Origin of the sequence: Nodosilinea sp. E11 (assembly GCF_032813545.1) — a bacterium.
Classification (GTDB): Bacteria; Cyanobacteriota; Cyanobacteriia; order Phormidesmidales; family Phormidesmidaceae; genus Nodosilinea.
The window spans coordinates 343,214-355,453 of record NZ_CP136514.1 but is presented as its reverse complement, the minus strand read 5'-3'; the positions used below and the strand labels follow the sequence as shown (position 1 = coordinate 355,453).

Here is a 12,240-nt window from a genome sequence, read left to right as displayed (position 1 = left end):
GTAAGGCCAGTGAATTAAGCTTCAACCGGATAGCTCTGAGGCTTGGCCAGTTGAATCATGCGATTGAGCGCCGCACATTGCAAGAAGAGCTCGACGGCCTGATTGTCAAAGGTGCGAGACCGGACTTGGCCCCCAAAGGTGACCTTGAGGCGAAACATTGTGGTTTCAGCCAGCGACCGACGATGATAGCCACTCTCTTGCTTCCAGGCGGCACGACCCACCTGGTCAATGCGCTGCAAGATTTGGTCTCTGGGGTGGGTGGGAACCGTCTCCTGGGGGCGGCAAGGTCGGGCATCATGGCGAGGGGGAATCGTCGCCACAGCGGTGCGCTGGGCAATCGCCTCATGGCAAGCAAAGGTATCGTAAGCTCCATCGCCGGAGACTTGAGTGATCTCACCGGCAATGCCGTCCAGCAAACTGGGCAATAGTTCGCTGTCGTGAAAGTCGTTGGTGGTGACCTCAGCCACGACGATTTCACCGGTGGCCTCATCGACACCGAGATGGAGCTTTCGCCAGGTACGCCGCTTGCTCACGCCGTGCTGTCGGGCTTTCCATTCCCCTTCCCCGTAGACTTTGATACCGGTGGAATCCACCACGATATGGCGTGCCCCACCGGCCGGCTGTACCGGCATGGCGACTGATACTAAATCCGAGTCACATACCCCCGAAACGATTAGGCTTGTCATGCGGGCCACCAATGATAGTTAGTTAGGGCCTTAATCTCGGATTGCATCGACAGCAGAGTGCGGCAGCGGGCCTCAAGGACATCTTCGAGATCACTGAGGGCGTCAAAGCAGCGATTGACTAAGGGCTCATCGGCGAGTCGCCAGAGCCGTTCTGCCGGCTGTAACTCGGGTGAGTAAGGCGGCAAGACCTCTAGATGGATGCCGTCGGGTATCACCAGGTCTTTGCAGGTGTGCCATCCAGCCCCATCGATGACCAACAAAATCCGCTTGTGAGGGCCAGCCCCGACTTGATCTGCAAAGGTGGCTAGGGCTTGGTTAAACCAATCGCTATTCACCCGAGGCAGAATCAGCCACTCGGTATCGCCGGTTGTGGGATGAACAAACCCGTAGAGGTACGTCCACTCATAGCGTGGGTCAACCAGGGCCAACGGTCGTTGCCCGACTTTGGCCCACACCTTGCGAATAATCGGTTTCAATCCCAAGCGATGCTCATCAAACGACCACGCTTCGACCAGCGCGTCAGGATATTGCTGTTCTAGTTCAGCCTTACGCTCCGGGAGTTTTTTTAAACGCCTCTTGGGCCTCAGGGTCACCTTTGCGATGCCGGGGACGAGGCACTTGCAGCGATTGCTCCAAGCGCTTGAGATAGTCCCACCCTCGCTGGGGCCAGACCTTCGTTACCCCAGTGACCTCAGCGATGACGCGCGCCACCTTGGGCCCACTCCAGACCCCGTCATCGTCCGGGGGCGATTGCAATCGAGCTTCCAAGGCTTCGAGCTGCTTGGGGTTGAGCAGACTCCGTGACTGTTGCGGTCGCTGGTCTTTGCGGCGATTGCGCAGCCCATCAGCGCCATCACGGTTGTAATCTTTCACGACAACTCGGGCGTAGTCGTAGTGAAAGCCCACAGCTTTAGCGGCATCAGTCAGCGTCGTTTGTGTGTGAACCAGCCACAGCAGATGCCAACGTCGAGACTCGACCGGGTCAACGCTAGCTCGATAACGCGCTTTAAGCTCGTCGGCTGAAAAATGAGGTTCGAGATGGAGGGGTCTAGGCATCCCTCAACCCTACACTATTCCGGAGGTATACAAGTCGGATTTGGTATGACAACCCTCCCAACCGTCGCGATACCGTACTGTGGTCAGGCACTGGCAGCGCAATGTGCATCAGCTGAAACACCGATTCGACAAAGCCCTGCCCTTGACGCCCAGCCAGATTGAAGAGGCTCTTGAGGGTCGCCACCGTCGCAATCGCCACATCACTGTATGTGCAAGAGGCCCCTCGCCGTCCGGTCGCTGTGCTCACTAACCATTGCTCAAGAACGTCCTCACTCAACCACACGGTGAGGCTGCCGCGCTGCTTCAGACCAGCGGTATACTCAGACCAGTTACGGACTCGGTACTGCATCGGCGTCAGGTTTTGGGTGGTACTTAAACCTTAAGCCATCACCCCGTCCGTAACGCCCCTTTTATGCAACAACGCCCTCCGTAATTAGTCACCGCGATAAGGAAGGCTCAATGAGAAAGCCTTCAGAGACCGAGGATTATCCTGGTGAAAGAGCGGGGGCAAGCAACCTGATAAGGCAATGAGTTCAAAGAGATGGTCTACGGCATTTTTACCTTGACGGCGCATGGATTCGATAAAGCTGAACATCATCGCAACTAACTGAGCGCTCCAGTCACTTCTAGCATCACCCGTGACTTTTCGATGAATTACCACTGGTCGTAAGCCTCGCTCGGCATCATCGTTGTCGGGGCTAACCTCAGGGCGAGTGAGAAACGTAAACCAATCTGACCAATGCCTGCGAAACCAGTTGCTCAAGGCTTGGGAATCAGCGGCCAACGCCGTTTGAATGGGGCGGTAAACGAACCGCACGACGGCAACGAGCACGAGCAAAACAACACGCACATCGTTTAGGCGGATCTGGAGCCCTAAAACTTAATGGCTATATTCAAGTCAAATGACCCACTAGTAGCGGTGAGCCTGGCTCAAAAATCAGCAATTAAACCATGCTAGTGAAGAGTAAACCAATCAGGACAGTGAAATTCCTTTTTCTTCGGCAATAGCTTCAATTTTTTCTAGCACCGAGTCAACTTGAGCGAGATGTTCCTGCACCCTTTGGTCATTCAAAAGCGACTTTCGCCTGCGAATACTCTTCAAGCGAGTATAGATGCGCTCTTGAACCGGAACAGCAGTCATGATAATTCCAGAATTATCGTCATCGCTTTGAGGCTGGGTTGCTGGCATGATAATTCCGGAATTATCAACCACATCGCGAGGGTTTATCCTTTGCGACTGTTCAACGTGTTTTAGGTGATCAATCTTTTCCTGAAGCTGAGTCTTGGTGGCTGTTTTGCTGAACTCGATCAAAGCAGCTTGATGCTGTTCCGGTGTTCTGTTGATTAAAGTAGCGCTGGTAGGACTAATCTCCCCAGAGCGTACAGCCTCAATGATTTGAGGATTGAGGTTCAGCAGTGGCAGGCGATTGGAAACAAAACTGCTGACCTTCAAGCCAAACTCTTCTAGAACAGCTTCGATGATAGCTACCTTGTCACCATTGGCTTCGACCAGCTCAGCACCATCTCCCCTCGATTGATAGTTTTTGATCGCTATCAAAAATTGCTTGACCTCTTCAAAGGTTTGCCCCAGTCTAAGCTTGAGCAGACTGAGGATAGAATCTGTCTCCTCAATAGCGCTAATCTCTTCGCTCAAAAGATGGGCAATCAAGGCAACTTCGAGCGCAGTTTCATCGATCATCTCAACAACCATAGCCGGGATGAAGTCAATCTTGAGCTCTATACAACAGCGCCAGCGCCGTTCTCCGCTAATGGTCTCGTAAAGACCGTCGGCGGCGCGGCGCACCAAAATTGGCTCTAAGACCTGACCGTGTTTTTGGATAGAGTCTCGCAGCTTAGCCAACTTTTCGGGGTCGAAATAGCGCCGGGGTTGCTTCAAGTTGTCCGGCAGTCGCAAAGCCATGATCTGGGAAACCGGAATTTGAATAAAGCTAGGTTCTCCAGATCCATTGGATTGGGTCAGTTTGAGCTGCTCAATCTCGGCCCTGAGGCGATCCAACTCTTCTTCTTTCTGAGCCCCAACGGCTTGCTCAAACATACTGGTCATAGGGCGTCTGCTATTTCTTGCCATTAGTTCTCTCCTTCGGTTGCTTGGGTGATGGCGATCGCAATGTCTTTGTAAATCTCGTTGATGGGTTCTTTGGGCCGGTAGATACCCAATGGCAAACCAACCGCAGCGGCATTTGCGATATAGGCACTGTCCCTAATCGTGGGGAATAGAGGGATTTTCATCTGGTCAAGAATGGCAGGTAAGCTCTCAACCCCCTCAAACTGAGATAGACCCAGGTTGTCTCGGTGCATAGCCCGATCTTTGAACCCGTTGGGGACGACCCCTAAAATTTCTGGCGTTGGCTTGAGGCGTAGATCGCGACGAGTTTCATAAATCCAATTCAGCAATTTCGCTAGAGCGTCGATGTCCTTGTCTTCTGGCTTCAGGGTTAGCAAAATATGGGTTGATGCAGCCAAGGCAACTGTGTGCACCTGCTCAATGGTACCTGGACAGTCAAAAATGACTACATCGTGGGGGAGAGGATGATCTTCTAATTTGTCAGCAAGAAGGTATTCACCCCGCTTTGTCAGCACCAGGCGTTGAGATGTTTCGGTGAGAACCAGCCCCCCCAAGCAGGCGTCAATGCCTGAAATGACATCTTGCCACACTGGATTGAAGGGATAATCGCCTGAAAATTCTGGTCTTAAAACATAATCGACTGTTTCATCGGCGTTGAGCGGATCTTCTAAACCACAAAACAGGGTTAAGGAGCCATTCGGATCGCAGCCAAATAGGGCAACTTTTTTGCCCATACTAGCTAGCTGGTAGGCAAGATTCACTGCCAACGTGGTCTTACCGACACCACCGCTGTTTGACATGATGGCAATTCGTTTTTGCAGCATGATTGTTGATTGGCCTGGGTAGCGTAGCCTGCCCCTATAGTATTAGGCGCAAGCTGATAATTCCAGTCTTTAGTGAGAATTCCTAATCTTTGTCGTTAATGTCAACTCGGGATAAACTCACCAATCTTTTCCCCTCCAGGGAGGGGCAGGGGTGGATCTGCTCTAGTCGTCAGCGTCTTCGCTAAAGAAAGTATCACCATCGCCGTAGGCAATTGACCTACCCGCCCTCCGGGAACCCTTCTTAGGAGGGGATGTAGCGGACTTGTGTTCTACATGGGGATTCAGTTGAACTGACGTCCTCTTAACAATCTATATGGAGGACAGCATGATAATTCTGGAATTATCACGGTCTTTGGAAAAGGGGCCTTAGAACTGGTTGAGTCTCCAGGCAGGAAAGCGTTCTTGGAAAAGCACAGTCATCATGCATGCTATGCCTTGGTGGGGGCAGTAGATACTAATATATGCAGGCTGTAAAAGGACTGGTCCGCGACTTCTAGCTTAAACCCACCCAAAAGCAGACATAACCACAGCTGCACTAACGGCCATCCCAATTGCTCTCGGAGCTGTAAAAGATAGATCGGTTGTGGATGAGATTGAAACCAGGCGGTAATTTCAGCTACCCAATCCTGCACTCGTTCCTCATGGGCCACAGCCAGGGATGCCGCTTTTTGCTCAGCCAGTTCTACCTGGTCTAGCATTTTCAAGATATTTTCTTTCGGCACCGCCCCTACAACTGTCTCATCATCTGACTTTGGGTCAGTGGGCTTAGCTTTATGTCTTCGTTTGACTGGGGCCGTTAACTCAGACAGGTCTACGTGCTGTGTCTGTCTAACAAGGCCCTGCAACCAATCACTGGGCAGGGCAGGATCTTGGGGGTCATGGGTATTCTCCCAGTCATCTAATAGCGATCGCGCCTTAGACCAGTGCAGCTCAGCCAATTGCTCGATCGCCCTCCCCCCGAGCTGAAGCTGGTCTTGAATCGCTAATTGAGCCCAAAATGGTTCAATCTGCTGCCACAGAGATTGAACGTCTGCCAGCAGCGGATTTTCGGCGGCATCTTCTAGAACCAATTCCAACTCCAGTTCCAGTTGCTTAAAGTTCATTGGCTCTGCTCAGCAACTAAATGAGGTTTAAGCGGGCAGGTTTTGATCGGGCACTCCGTGGGTTCTAGGCGGATTTCGGGCTCAAATTTTGTAATTCCATACCGTTCCCGCAGGGTCTTTAGCACATCCATTAAGTACTCTTGGATCTTTTGGTTTCTCATTCCAGCGCAATGGATGGGGGTTACATCGAGCAAATGCTGCTCCCCCTCCCACACAGAAACCGATAGGGCGTGTAAGGGGGCATCTTGGCGTTTCTGGCGATAGAGGTATAGGTAAGCAACTGGCTTTAGTGCGATCGCGATGGAAATAGTTTCGGGGGCTTGGCCCGACTGATTTTCCTGGGCAGATTGGCGATAGGTGCTGCGGCGAGAGGCATTGTTGTCGCGACGGTTGCGATAGTGCGATCGCCGACGATGACAACGGCTTTCTTCCCAACAAGCATCGCCCTGCTCTCCATGCAGCTGCCGGGCCTCATCGACAGAAAGCTGGGCACAGTGGAGGCATTTCAGATTAATTCGTCTAGGCATAGCCCTGGTGCATCTTGAGACTTAGCAAACTGACGGGAAAAAGCCATTCAACGTTCATCCAAGAGGCTGTAATCACCTCAGATAGGCCCATCACGGGCCTCGACCTCAATTTATGCCTACCCCTTGCTATTTAGTGTAAGTTTTAGTGTAAGCAGTCTTTCTCTTACATTGTAATTAATTGCTCCCTGCATAGATCGAAGGAAACGGCGATCAACAAAAGACGAAGCAAGGCTCACCAAAAAATTACTTACACTAAAACTTACACAACCAGTGATGTACGGCCTCAGCGCAAGCCAAGACTCTGGCCAATGACCTCATCACTCCCTACTTTCGATCCTGGCTGAAGGGAAGTGAACCAGATTGGCAGAGCCTTCAAATTTCTTCGCCTAACCTGAGTTCAGGTCTACTGTCCCCTCTCAAGGAGGGGACAGTAGACCTGATTCTATAGGGAGTTGTCTCATCCCGAACTCAGGTCCGCGTAGGTATCGAAGCAGCTCATCACTTCCCTTATATGGGGTTCGTAGCTCTGCTCTAGCTGGCCAGGCGCTGCCAAAGGCGAGAGATCTCGACCAGCAGGGTCTGAATGTTTTGGGTGAAGACGCGGTGCGCGGTGCTGTTGGATTCGCGATCGCGGCGCATTTCTGCCAGTTGTTCGTCAAGACTCTGCCTCCAGGCCACGCGATCGGCCCTGGCCTCTTCGAGCAGAGTGGCAAACCGCTGGTTGTGTTCTTCGTGCAGGGCGTCGAAGCGCACTCGGTCGAGGCCCTGGTTGTGGGCGTTGTCTTCAATGCGCACGGCGAGGTCAGCTCGGGTGGAGCTGGTGGCCTCTTCGGTATCGATGGCGACCTCTTCGATGCGTTAGCTCAGGCTTCTACTGCCCTGGCGATCGTCCACAGCAACGCCAGGGCAGTAGAAGCCTGGGTTCGTTCTAGCTGCGTCTGGGTACTATCAACCCGAACCTCGGTGCGTTCTAGCTGAACTTGAGTCCGTTCAACCTGCGCCTCGGTGCGTTCGAGTTGAATTTGGGTGCGTTCAGCCTGGGCTTCGGTGCGCTCAATCTGAGCCTGGGGGCGTTCAATCTGCGCTTCGGTACGTTCGAGCTGAGCCTGCATCTGCTGTTGCCCGGCATTAAACGCAGCTTGCCCCTCAGCCAATGCCTCAAGGATGGCTTCTATGCGATCAAGTCGTTCAACACTGGCAGTCATAGGGGTAATGTCGTCGGTTGATGCCCCCACATTTATACATAGGTATCAAGAAAACTAGACAGCGAGTCACCGACGATACCCATGAGGTGCAGTCCTCAGCTAAACGAGCATCGCCCATTAGACGGTGGCTTTTGGTGGGCGGCGGCCACAGATATTCGAATTTTCGCCAAAGTTTTGAGCTTTAGCTAAAGTTAGATTGTTGCATTGCCCAGGTAAGCAACACCCAAGCCCCCTAACGGCACTTACCATGCCCAAAAAAGCTATCAACCCCGCAGGTGGCACCCCTAAAGCCCTGAGCCCCAAGGGGGCAAAGGTGCAAACCCAGCGCATCGGCATTGACCAGACGGTTTATCTGATCAGGTTTTCGATCAAATCGGGGCCGGGGAGTTGTCAGCTGCCGAAGAGTAATCTGCTCACCAAAACCTCGCTGAACCTGGCAGCGGAGGGAGTGTCCTCTAGTGCCAGGATGAATGACCTGTTTAAAGCGGAGTGGACGGGAGAGCCAATTACTACCCGCAACCCTGACGGTGAGGAGGTCTATTTGATTGTGCCGGGGGATGTGGTGACGATGGCCTGGTGCCACCACAAGCTGACCTACATCGCGCAGTCGGCGCAGTCTCTGGGCGAGTGCCTGGGCAAAGAGGAGGGGTGGATGTTTGCCCCTGAGCAGTTCCCCACGCTGCTGGAGCGCATTGAGCTGGGCCGGGCGCGGGCCAAGCAGCTGGTGACGATTTGCCTGGCGGTGTACGACGAGGCCCACGATCGCCACCTTCAACGGGTTGAGAGAATTGTGGGCAAGATCAAAACGGCTTTGATGAATGAGATCGACCGGGTCTCGGCCAGCATCGATCAGGCGGTGGATGGCGACCCTGCCCCCGCTGACCTGTCCGCCCTGCGATCGGCCCAGCAGCAGCTAGAGATTTTGCCCAAGTTTGAGTTCAAGCTGCTGAAGAAATTTCCAAAGCGAGGCAAGCTGGCGAAAGCGATTCGCTTTGGCAACTCTGAGCCAGAGCCGATGGCGTCGATGGTCGATCTGGTGAAGGAAAATGCTGAGGTCCAAGGGGCAATCGCCCAGGCCGAGGAAGCCACTGCCGCAGCGGCCATCCGGCACATGGCTCTGTACGGCATGTCAGCCCTGCGAGAAACTGTGCAGGAAAAGATCGAACAGATGATCGATGACTTTAACGGGCATGTTGCCGACGCACTCTACACCTTGGACGGGGTAAAAGAGAGAGGTCAGTTCAGTACCCGCATTGCCAATCGGGTGCAGGGGCATTTGGTTCGCCTAGAGGTATTGGCGCAGATCTTGTCACGGCTGCAAGCTTTAGGGGATGGCCGCAACGGCAGCCTTGATCAGGGGGCTATGCTGGCCCAGCTAAGAGAGTTTCAGACGGCGTTTGAGCTGGATGAGCGCAATAGTGGAGAAGGACGCGCTCACCTCTTAGAGCGCCTAGAGAGCTTCCGAGTCGATATGCAAGGGGCTATTTTGGGAGCACAGATGGAGGGCGACGGCGCAGACCGCTTGGCCAGTTGGGCTGAGGTGGGGACGGTGCTACTGGATGAAACGGGCAACAGCAGCGATCTATGCAGCGGGGGCTGAGGTAACTTGGTCTAGCTGCATCGACTCCACAGGCAGTTTCAGTTCCCCGTTGCCCACGGGTACTAATGACTTGAGCCGCTGCCACATCACGGGGCTTGATTGACCCGCAGTTGTAGCAGTGATGGATTCTGGTCGAGAGGTCTTTTTCGTCAATGACCCCAATCGAGACTGGATTATCACTCGACTGGGGCTGTTGCTTCAGCTCAAAACCGGAGCTGCTCGCAGCGCCAGAACGGCAGCCCATAACCTGAATGTGCCCGTTGTCACCGCAATGAAATGGTTGGGTGCCTACCGGGAGAAAGGTATCAATGTCTTGCACACTTACGATGTAGGCGGCAACCCTGGCACCCCGCGCCAGCCGAAGCAGACCCCGAAGCGCTGAGGTCAAAATTTTGTTTTGAGCTTTAGCTAAAGTTCATTTGGATCAATGCCGAGTTCTTTTAGTTTGGCAAAAGCCCGGTCGCGCTCTTCGATCACCTGCTCAGGGTCTTGAAAGCGATCGCCGTTGGGGTAAAACACCTCTAACCCATGGTCAAATAGCTCAAAGCGAATCCCTAGGGTGGGGGAAACCCAGGGAAAGTTCATTGCCATGATGGGGGTAAAATCGCGATCGGAGCTGGAGCGAATGAGGCCCCAAAAATCAAAGGACTCTGGATCGTAGAAGTACATCTCTAGAACGCTGTACTTGCCATAGAAGGCTTGCTTGGCCAGCATTTCCCTGGCCGTATTGCTGGGGGAGAGAATCTCAAAGACGACCTGAGGGGCAATGTTGCCTTCTTCCCATTGCTTATAACTGCCCCGATCGCCATCGGGTCGTCCGAGCACCACTATGACATCTGGGGCTTGGGCCGGAGCGGGGGGTGTCTCGACTTGAACCGGATACCAGAGTAAATCTCCGGCTACAAACGCCCCTTGGTCTTTCAATAGCCGCTTGAGATTACTGACCAGGCGAACAATCCAGCGATACTGGATGGTGTTATCTGCCATGGGCTTGCCATCGGAGTCAGGGTAAAGAACCTGGGGAACGCTGGGGCTTTGAACCATGGGGAAGCTCTTCAGCAAAGGTCAGGATAAACCTATTGTAGTGGCTTTACCTAAGGGTCTCTGACTTGCGGCAGGCGAGATGCCTGCGCGACGGTATTGACTAGTCCTGAGCTGTTTTGCTGTCTTCTGCCACGACTCCGAGCTTCTCGGGGTTGATCTGAAATTGAATATTGGCTGATTTCTTTTTCCCAGGAATCTCCTGTGCTCCTAAGAGATAGCCGTCTTCTCTCAGTTCTTCAACGGTGCGCCAAAAGATTTGGTTGTTTCGGGACGAATTGCGGCCTAGCAGGTCTAAGTTTTTGAACAGATACCGCTTTGAGATACTCAGGTATTGCCCATCGTGCAGCCGATCCCACTTCATACGGCTGGCGAGATAGACCAGCAACTTGGTTTTGTAGTCGTGCTTGGTATTGCCGCCAAGCTTTTGGCTGATGTCTAGGCTGTTGGCAAACAGCACATAATCGCCCGTGCGGGCCGGGCCATCGAAGAACTCTAGGGAAATGGTGTAAGCATCGGCTAACTCGTAGGTGTAATCGGCAGCCTTGAGAAGATCGAAGTTGCGGGGGACATTTTCAATCTCGTAGTCTTTGATGCGCAGTACGCTTTTGATGGTGACCTTTGCGCCCAGATTATCGCCCTTGCGCAGAGACTGGGCGAAGACTAGCTCAGTGCGGTGGAGCGCGACCAGGTCGCGGTGGAGCTGCGATCGCAGCTTTGAAGCAAACCCACCATCCTTCGTTCGCGTATAGCCCAGCGCTTCTAGCAGATCATTGGAGCGAAACGACACCAGGGGGCCATTGCCCTGCTCGGAGGCTAAACGGTAGAGGTAAAGAACGATGGACACCTGGCGAGGGTTGAGAAAGGTCAGTAGGGCCATTAACAATCGCTCTATGCGGCGATCCTGGATCTTCTCAATTCCCTTACTCACACCCAGGTCTACAAAAGACTGTAGATCCAGGCTAGAGCATTGGGCCTGGAGTTCTTCCCATTCTTCTTCGGAGACATTCTCTAGCGGCACTCGCCGGGTGACTGCCACCTCGCTAGCATCTCGCCCATCGGCCTCTACCCGCATCTCCAGGTAGTAGCCATCGCCATCGGAGCGGAGGATAGGTAGCTGCACATCGGGGTTATTCAACGATGCCCCAGCTCGCGGCAGCACCATTAAAAGTTGCCCATCGACGGGGAACGTTGACTCTTCGTTGGAAGATGTGGAGAGATTACTCAACCGGAGTTTCTACCCTCGTAGGCGATCGCAAAATCGAGTTCATTCTAATGAATAACCTGCCAGAGTGATCACCTAGGTAGAAAGCCTGTAACTCCGGCGTATGTTTTTGTTCTCTAGGCCTGTAACTTTGGCGTATAGTTTTGCCTATAACTCTGGCGTATTAGTGATTAGATGCCTGTAACTTTGGCGTACAGTTTTGCCTGTAACTCTGGCGTATGACTTTTCTATCGCAGTCTTACAGACCTCTCTCTCTGTCTTGATCCCCATAATGAAGCCTGTAACTTTGGCGTATGGTTTTGCCTATAACTCTGGCGTCCGGGTGATCAAGGGCCTGTAACTTTGGCGTATGGTTTTGCCTATAACTCCGGCGTATGTAAGCCCTGTAACTCTGGCGTATAGGGCATTTTGAGGTATTGAGAAGATTTTTGAGCAGTGCTAACCTTTGACGAATGTTCTATTCAAGAACATCTGAACTATTTATCTGAGCTCACCAAAGGAGGTGACTAGACCCATCACAGATATCTCTAAAGCAAAAGACCCCAGCTGCGGGAACAGCTAAGGTCTTTTGAACAAAACTCCACTGCGGGAAGCAATGGCAGCGCTCAAGACAATGCTTTGGCGAGCAACTTGAGGGCTGTCAATAGAGTTATGCGTTCATTTTAGGTGGCTAGATCGGATTCATCAAGGGTTGCTGTGCTCTTGACCGGGTTCGTGCTGGTTTACGGCTGTAAACGAGTGGTTTTTGTGCGCCCATGTATAGGCATTGCTCGAGAATAGCAGGGCAATAGCTTAACTATTTGGGCAATTACTATAGGTCGGGTGATGTCTAGAAGACACCTGACTCAGTGATTGGCATTGCCCACTCTCCAGCTAAAACTGGGGAA

General features: G+C 52.9%; 13 protein-coding genes and 3 pseudogenes. 2 read left to right on the top strand and 14 right to left on the bottom strand.

From position 1 onward, the window contains the following. Nucleotides 1-14: 14 nt before the first annotated feature. The 11 genes and pseudogenes from RRF56_RS01470 to RRF56_RS01420 form a co-directional block, all read right to left on the bottom strand. A pseudogene (locus tag RRF56_RS01470) lies at nucleotides 15-662 on the bottom strand (IS5 family transposase); the annotation flags it as partial. Between the two features lie 20 nt (nucleotides 663-682). Beyond that, nucleotides 683-1,279: an IS630 family transposase gene (locus RRF56_RS01465; RefSeq protein ID WP_317033630.1), complete on the bottom strand. Its 597-nt coding sequence runs from the start codon at nucleotides 1,277-1,279 to the stop codon at nucleotides 683-685. Further along, on the bottom strand, nucleotides 1,233-1,742 hold the full coding sequence (locus RRF56_RS01460; protein ID WP_317033461.1) for a winged helix-turn-helix domain-containing protein: 510 nt from the start codon (nucleotides 1,740-1,742) through the stop codon (nucleotides 1,233-1,235). The genes RRF56_RS01465 and RRF56_RS01460 overlap by 47 nt, the downstream gene beginning before the upstream one ends. Continuing rightward, nucleotides 1,735-2,091 (bottom strand): transposase, encoded by a 357-nt coding sequence (locus RRF56_RS01455; RefSeq protein WP_317033629.1) that lies wholly within the window; start codon nucleotides 2,089-2,091, stop codon nucleotides 1,735-1,737. Before RRF56_RS01455 ends, RRF56_RS01460 begins: the two co-directional genes overlap by 8 nt. A gap of 84 nt (nucleotides 2,092-2,175) precedes the next feature. After that, a pseudogene (locus tag RRF56_RS01450) lies at nucleotides 2,176-2,541 on the bottom strand (IS66 family transposase); the annotation flags it as partial. Between the two features lie 174 nt (nucleotides 2,542-2,715). Next, the gene (locus tag RRF56_RS01445) at nucleotides 2,716-3,807 is read right to left on the bottom strand and encodes a ParB/RepB/Spo0J family partition protein (protein ID WP_317033628.1); all 1,092 of its coding nucleotides are present in this window, start codon (nucleotides 3,805-3,807) and stop codon (nucleotides 2,716-2,718) included. A 23-nt stretch (nucleotides 3,808-3,830) separates the two neighbouring features. Continuing rightward, on the bottom strand, nucleotides 3,831-4,652 hold the full coding sequence (locus tag RRF56_RS01440) for a ParA family protein (protein ID WP_317033627.1): 822 nt from the start codon (nucleotides 4,650-4,652) through the stop codon (nucleotides 3,831-3,833). Nucleotides 4,653-5,080: 428 nt separating this feature from the next. After that, the gene (locus RRF56_RS01435; protein WP_317033626.1) at nucleotides 5,081-5,755 is read right to left on the bottom strand and encodes a hypothetical protein; all 675 of its coding nucleotides are present in this window, start codon (nucleotides 5,753-5,755) and stop codon (nucleotides 5,081-5,083) included. Continuing rightward, complete coding sequence (locus tag RRF56_RS01430) at nucleotides 5,752-6,282, bottom strand: hypothetical protein (RefSeq protein WP_317033625.1); 531 nt, start codon at nucleotides 6,280-6,282, stop codon at nucleotides 5,752-5,754. Before RRF56_RS01430 ends, RRF56_RS01435 begins: the two co-directional genes overlap by 4 nt. Nucleotides 6,283-6,813: 531 nt before the next feature. Next, nucleotides 6,814-7,077 carry a hypothetical protein gene (locus RRF56_RS01425; protein WP_317033624.1) on the bottom strand — a complete coding sequence of 88 codons (264 nt, stop codon included), beginning with the start codon at nucleotides 7,075-7,077 and terminating at the stop codon, nucleotides 6,814-6,816. A gap of 68 nt (nucleotides 7,078-7,145) precedes the next feature. After that, nucleotides 7,146-7,487, bottom strand: coding sequence for a hypothetical protein (locus RRF56_RS01420; RefSeq protein WP_317033623.1), 342 nt, complete (start codon nucleotides 7,485-7,487; stop codon nucleotides 7,146-7,148). A 247-nt stretch (nucleotides 7,488-7,734) separates the two neighbouring features. Between RRF56_RS01420 and RRF56_RS01415 the strand changes: the two genes are divergently transcribed. Beyond that, the gene (locus tag RRF56_RS01415; RefSeq protein ID WP_317033622.1) at nucleotides 7,735-9,087 is read left to right on the top strand and encodes a hypothetical protein; all 1,353 of its coding nucleotides are present in this window, start codon (nucleotides 7,735-7,737) and stop codon (nucleotides 9,085-9,087) included. Between the two features lie 13 nt (nucleotides 9,088-9,100). Here RRF56_RS01415 and RRF56_RS26275 read toward each other — a convergent pair. Then, a pseudogene (locus RRF56_RS26275) lies at nucleotides 9,101-9,247 on the bottom strand (RNA-guided endonuclease TnpB family protein); the annotation flags it as partial. Here RRF56_RS26275 and RRF56_RS01410 point away from each other — a divergent pair. Then, a complete protein-coding gene (locus RRF56_RS01410; RefSeq protein WP_317033621.1) occupies nucleotides 9,209-9,469 on the top strand; it encodes a hypothetical protein in 261 nt (86 codons plus the stop codon). The pseudogene RRF56_RS26275 and the gene RRF56_RS01410 overlap by 39 nt on opposite strands. A gap of 26 nt (nucleotides 9,470-9,495) precedes the next feature. Here the strand turns inward: RRF56_RS01410 and RRF56_RS01405 are convergent, their stop codons facing one another. Together RRF56_RS01405 and RRF56_RS01400 are read right to left on the bottom strand one after the other, a co-directional pair. Beyond that, nucleotides 9,496-10,131: a Uma2 family endonuclease gene (locus RRF56_RS01405; RefSeq protein ID WP_317033620.1), complete on the bottom strand. Its 636-nt coding sequence runs from the start codon at nucleotides 10,129-10,131 to the stop codon at nucleotides 9,496-9,498. 100 nt (nucleotides 10,132-10,231) lie between these two features. Continuing rightward, a complete protein-coding gene (locus tag RRF56_RS01400) occupies nucleotides 10,232-11,293 on the bottom strand; it encodes a hypothetical protein (protein WP_317033735.1) in 1,062 nt (353 codons plus the stop codon). Between the last annotated feature and the right edge of the window lie 947 nt (nucleotides 11,294-12,240).

Bases quoted from the DNA above. Each gene is read 5' to 3' on its own strand.
- RRF56_RS01460 (WP_317033461.1), bottom strand. From the start codon at position 1,742: ATGCCTAGACCCCTCCATCTCGAACCTCATTTTTCAGCCGACGAGCTT.
- RRF56_RS01455 (WP_317033629.1), bottom strand. From the start codon at position 2,091: ATGCAGTACCGAGTCCGTAACTGGTCTGAGTATACCGCTGGTCTGAAG.
- RRF56_RS01445 (WP_317033628.1), bottom strand. From the start codon at position 3,807: ATGACCAGTATGTTTGAGCAAGCCGTTGGGGCTCAGAAAGAAGAAGAG.
- RRF56_RS01440 (WP_317033627.1), bottom strand. From the start codon at position 4,652: ATGCTGCAAAAACGAATTGCCATCATGTCAAACAGCGGTGGTGTCGGT.
- RRF56_RS01435 (WP_317033626.1), bottom strand. From the start codon at position 5,755: ATGAACTTTAAGCAACTGGAACTGGAGTTGGAATTGGTTCTAGAAGAT.
- RRF56_RS01430 (WP_317033625.1), bottom strand. From the start codon at position 6,282: ATGCCTAGACGAATTAATCTGAAATGCCTCCACTGTGCCCAGCTTTCT.
- RRF56_RS01420 (WP_317033623.1), bottom strand. From the start codon at position 7,487: ATGACTGCCAGTGTTGAACGACTTGATCGCATAGAAGCCATCCTTGAG.
- RRF56_RS01415 (WP_317033622.1), top strand. From the start codon at position 7,735: ATGCCCAAAAAAGCTATCAACCCCGCAGGTGGCACCCCTAAAGCCCTG.
- RRF56_RS01410 (WP_317033621.1), top strand. From the start codon at position 9,209: ATGGATTCTGGTCGAGAGGTCTTTTTCGTCAATGACCCCAATCGAGAC.
- RRF56_RS01405 (WP_317033620.1), bottom strand. From the start codon at position 10,131: ATGGTTCAAAGCCCCAGCGTTCCCCAGGTTCTTTACCCTGACTCCGAT.
- RRF56_RS01400 (WP_317033735.1), bottom strand. From the start codon at position 11,293: ATGGTGCTGCCGCGAGCTGGGGCATCGTTGAATAACCCCGATGTGCAG.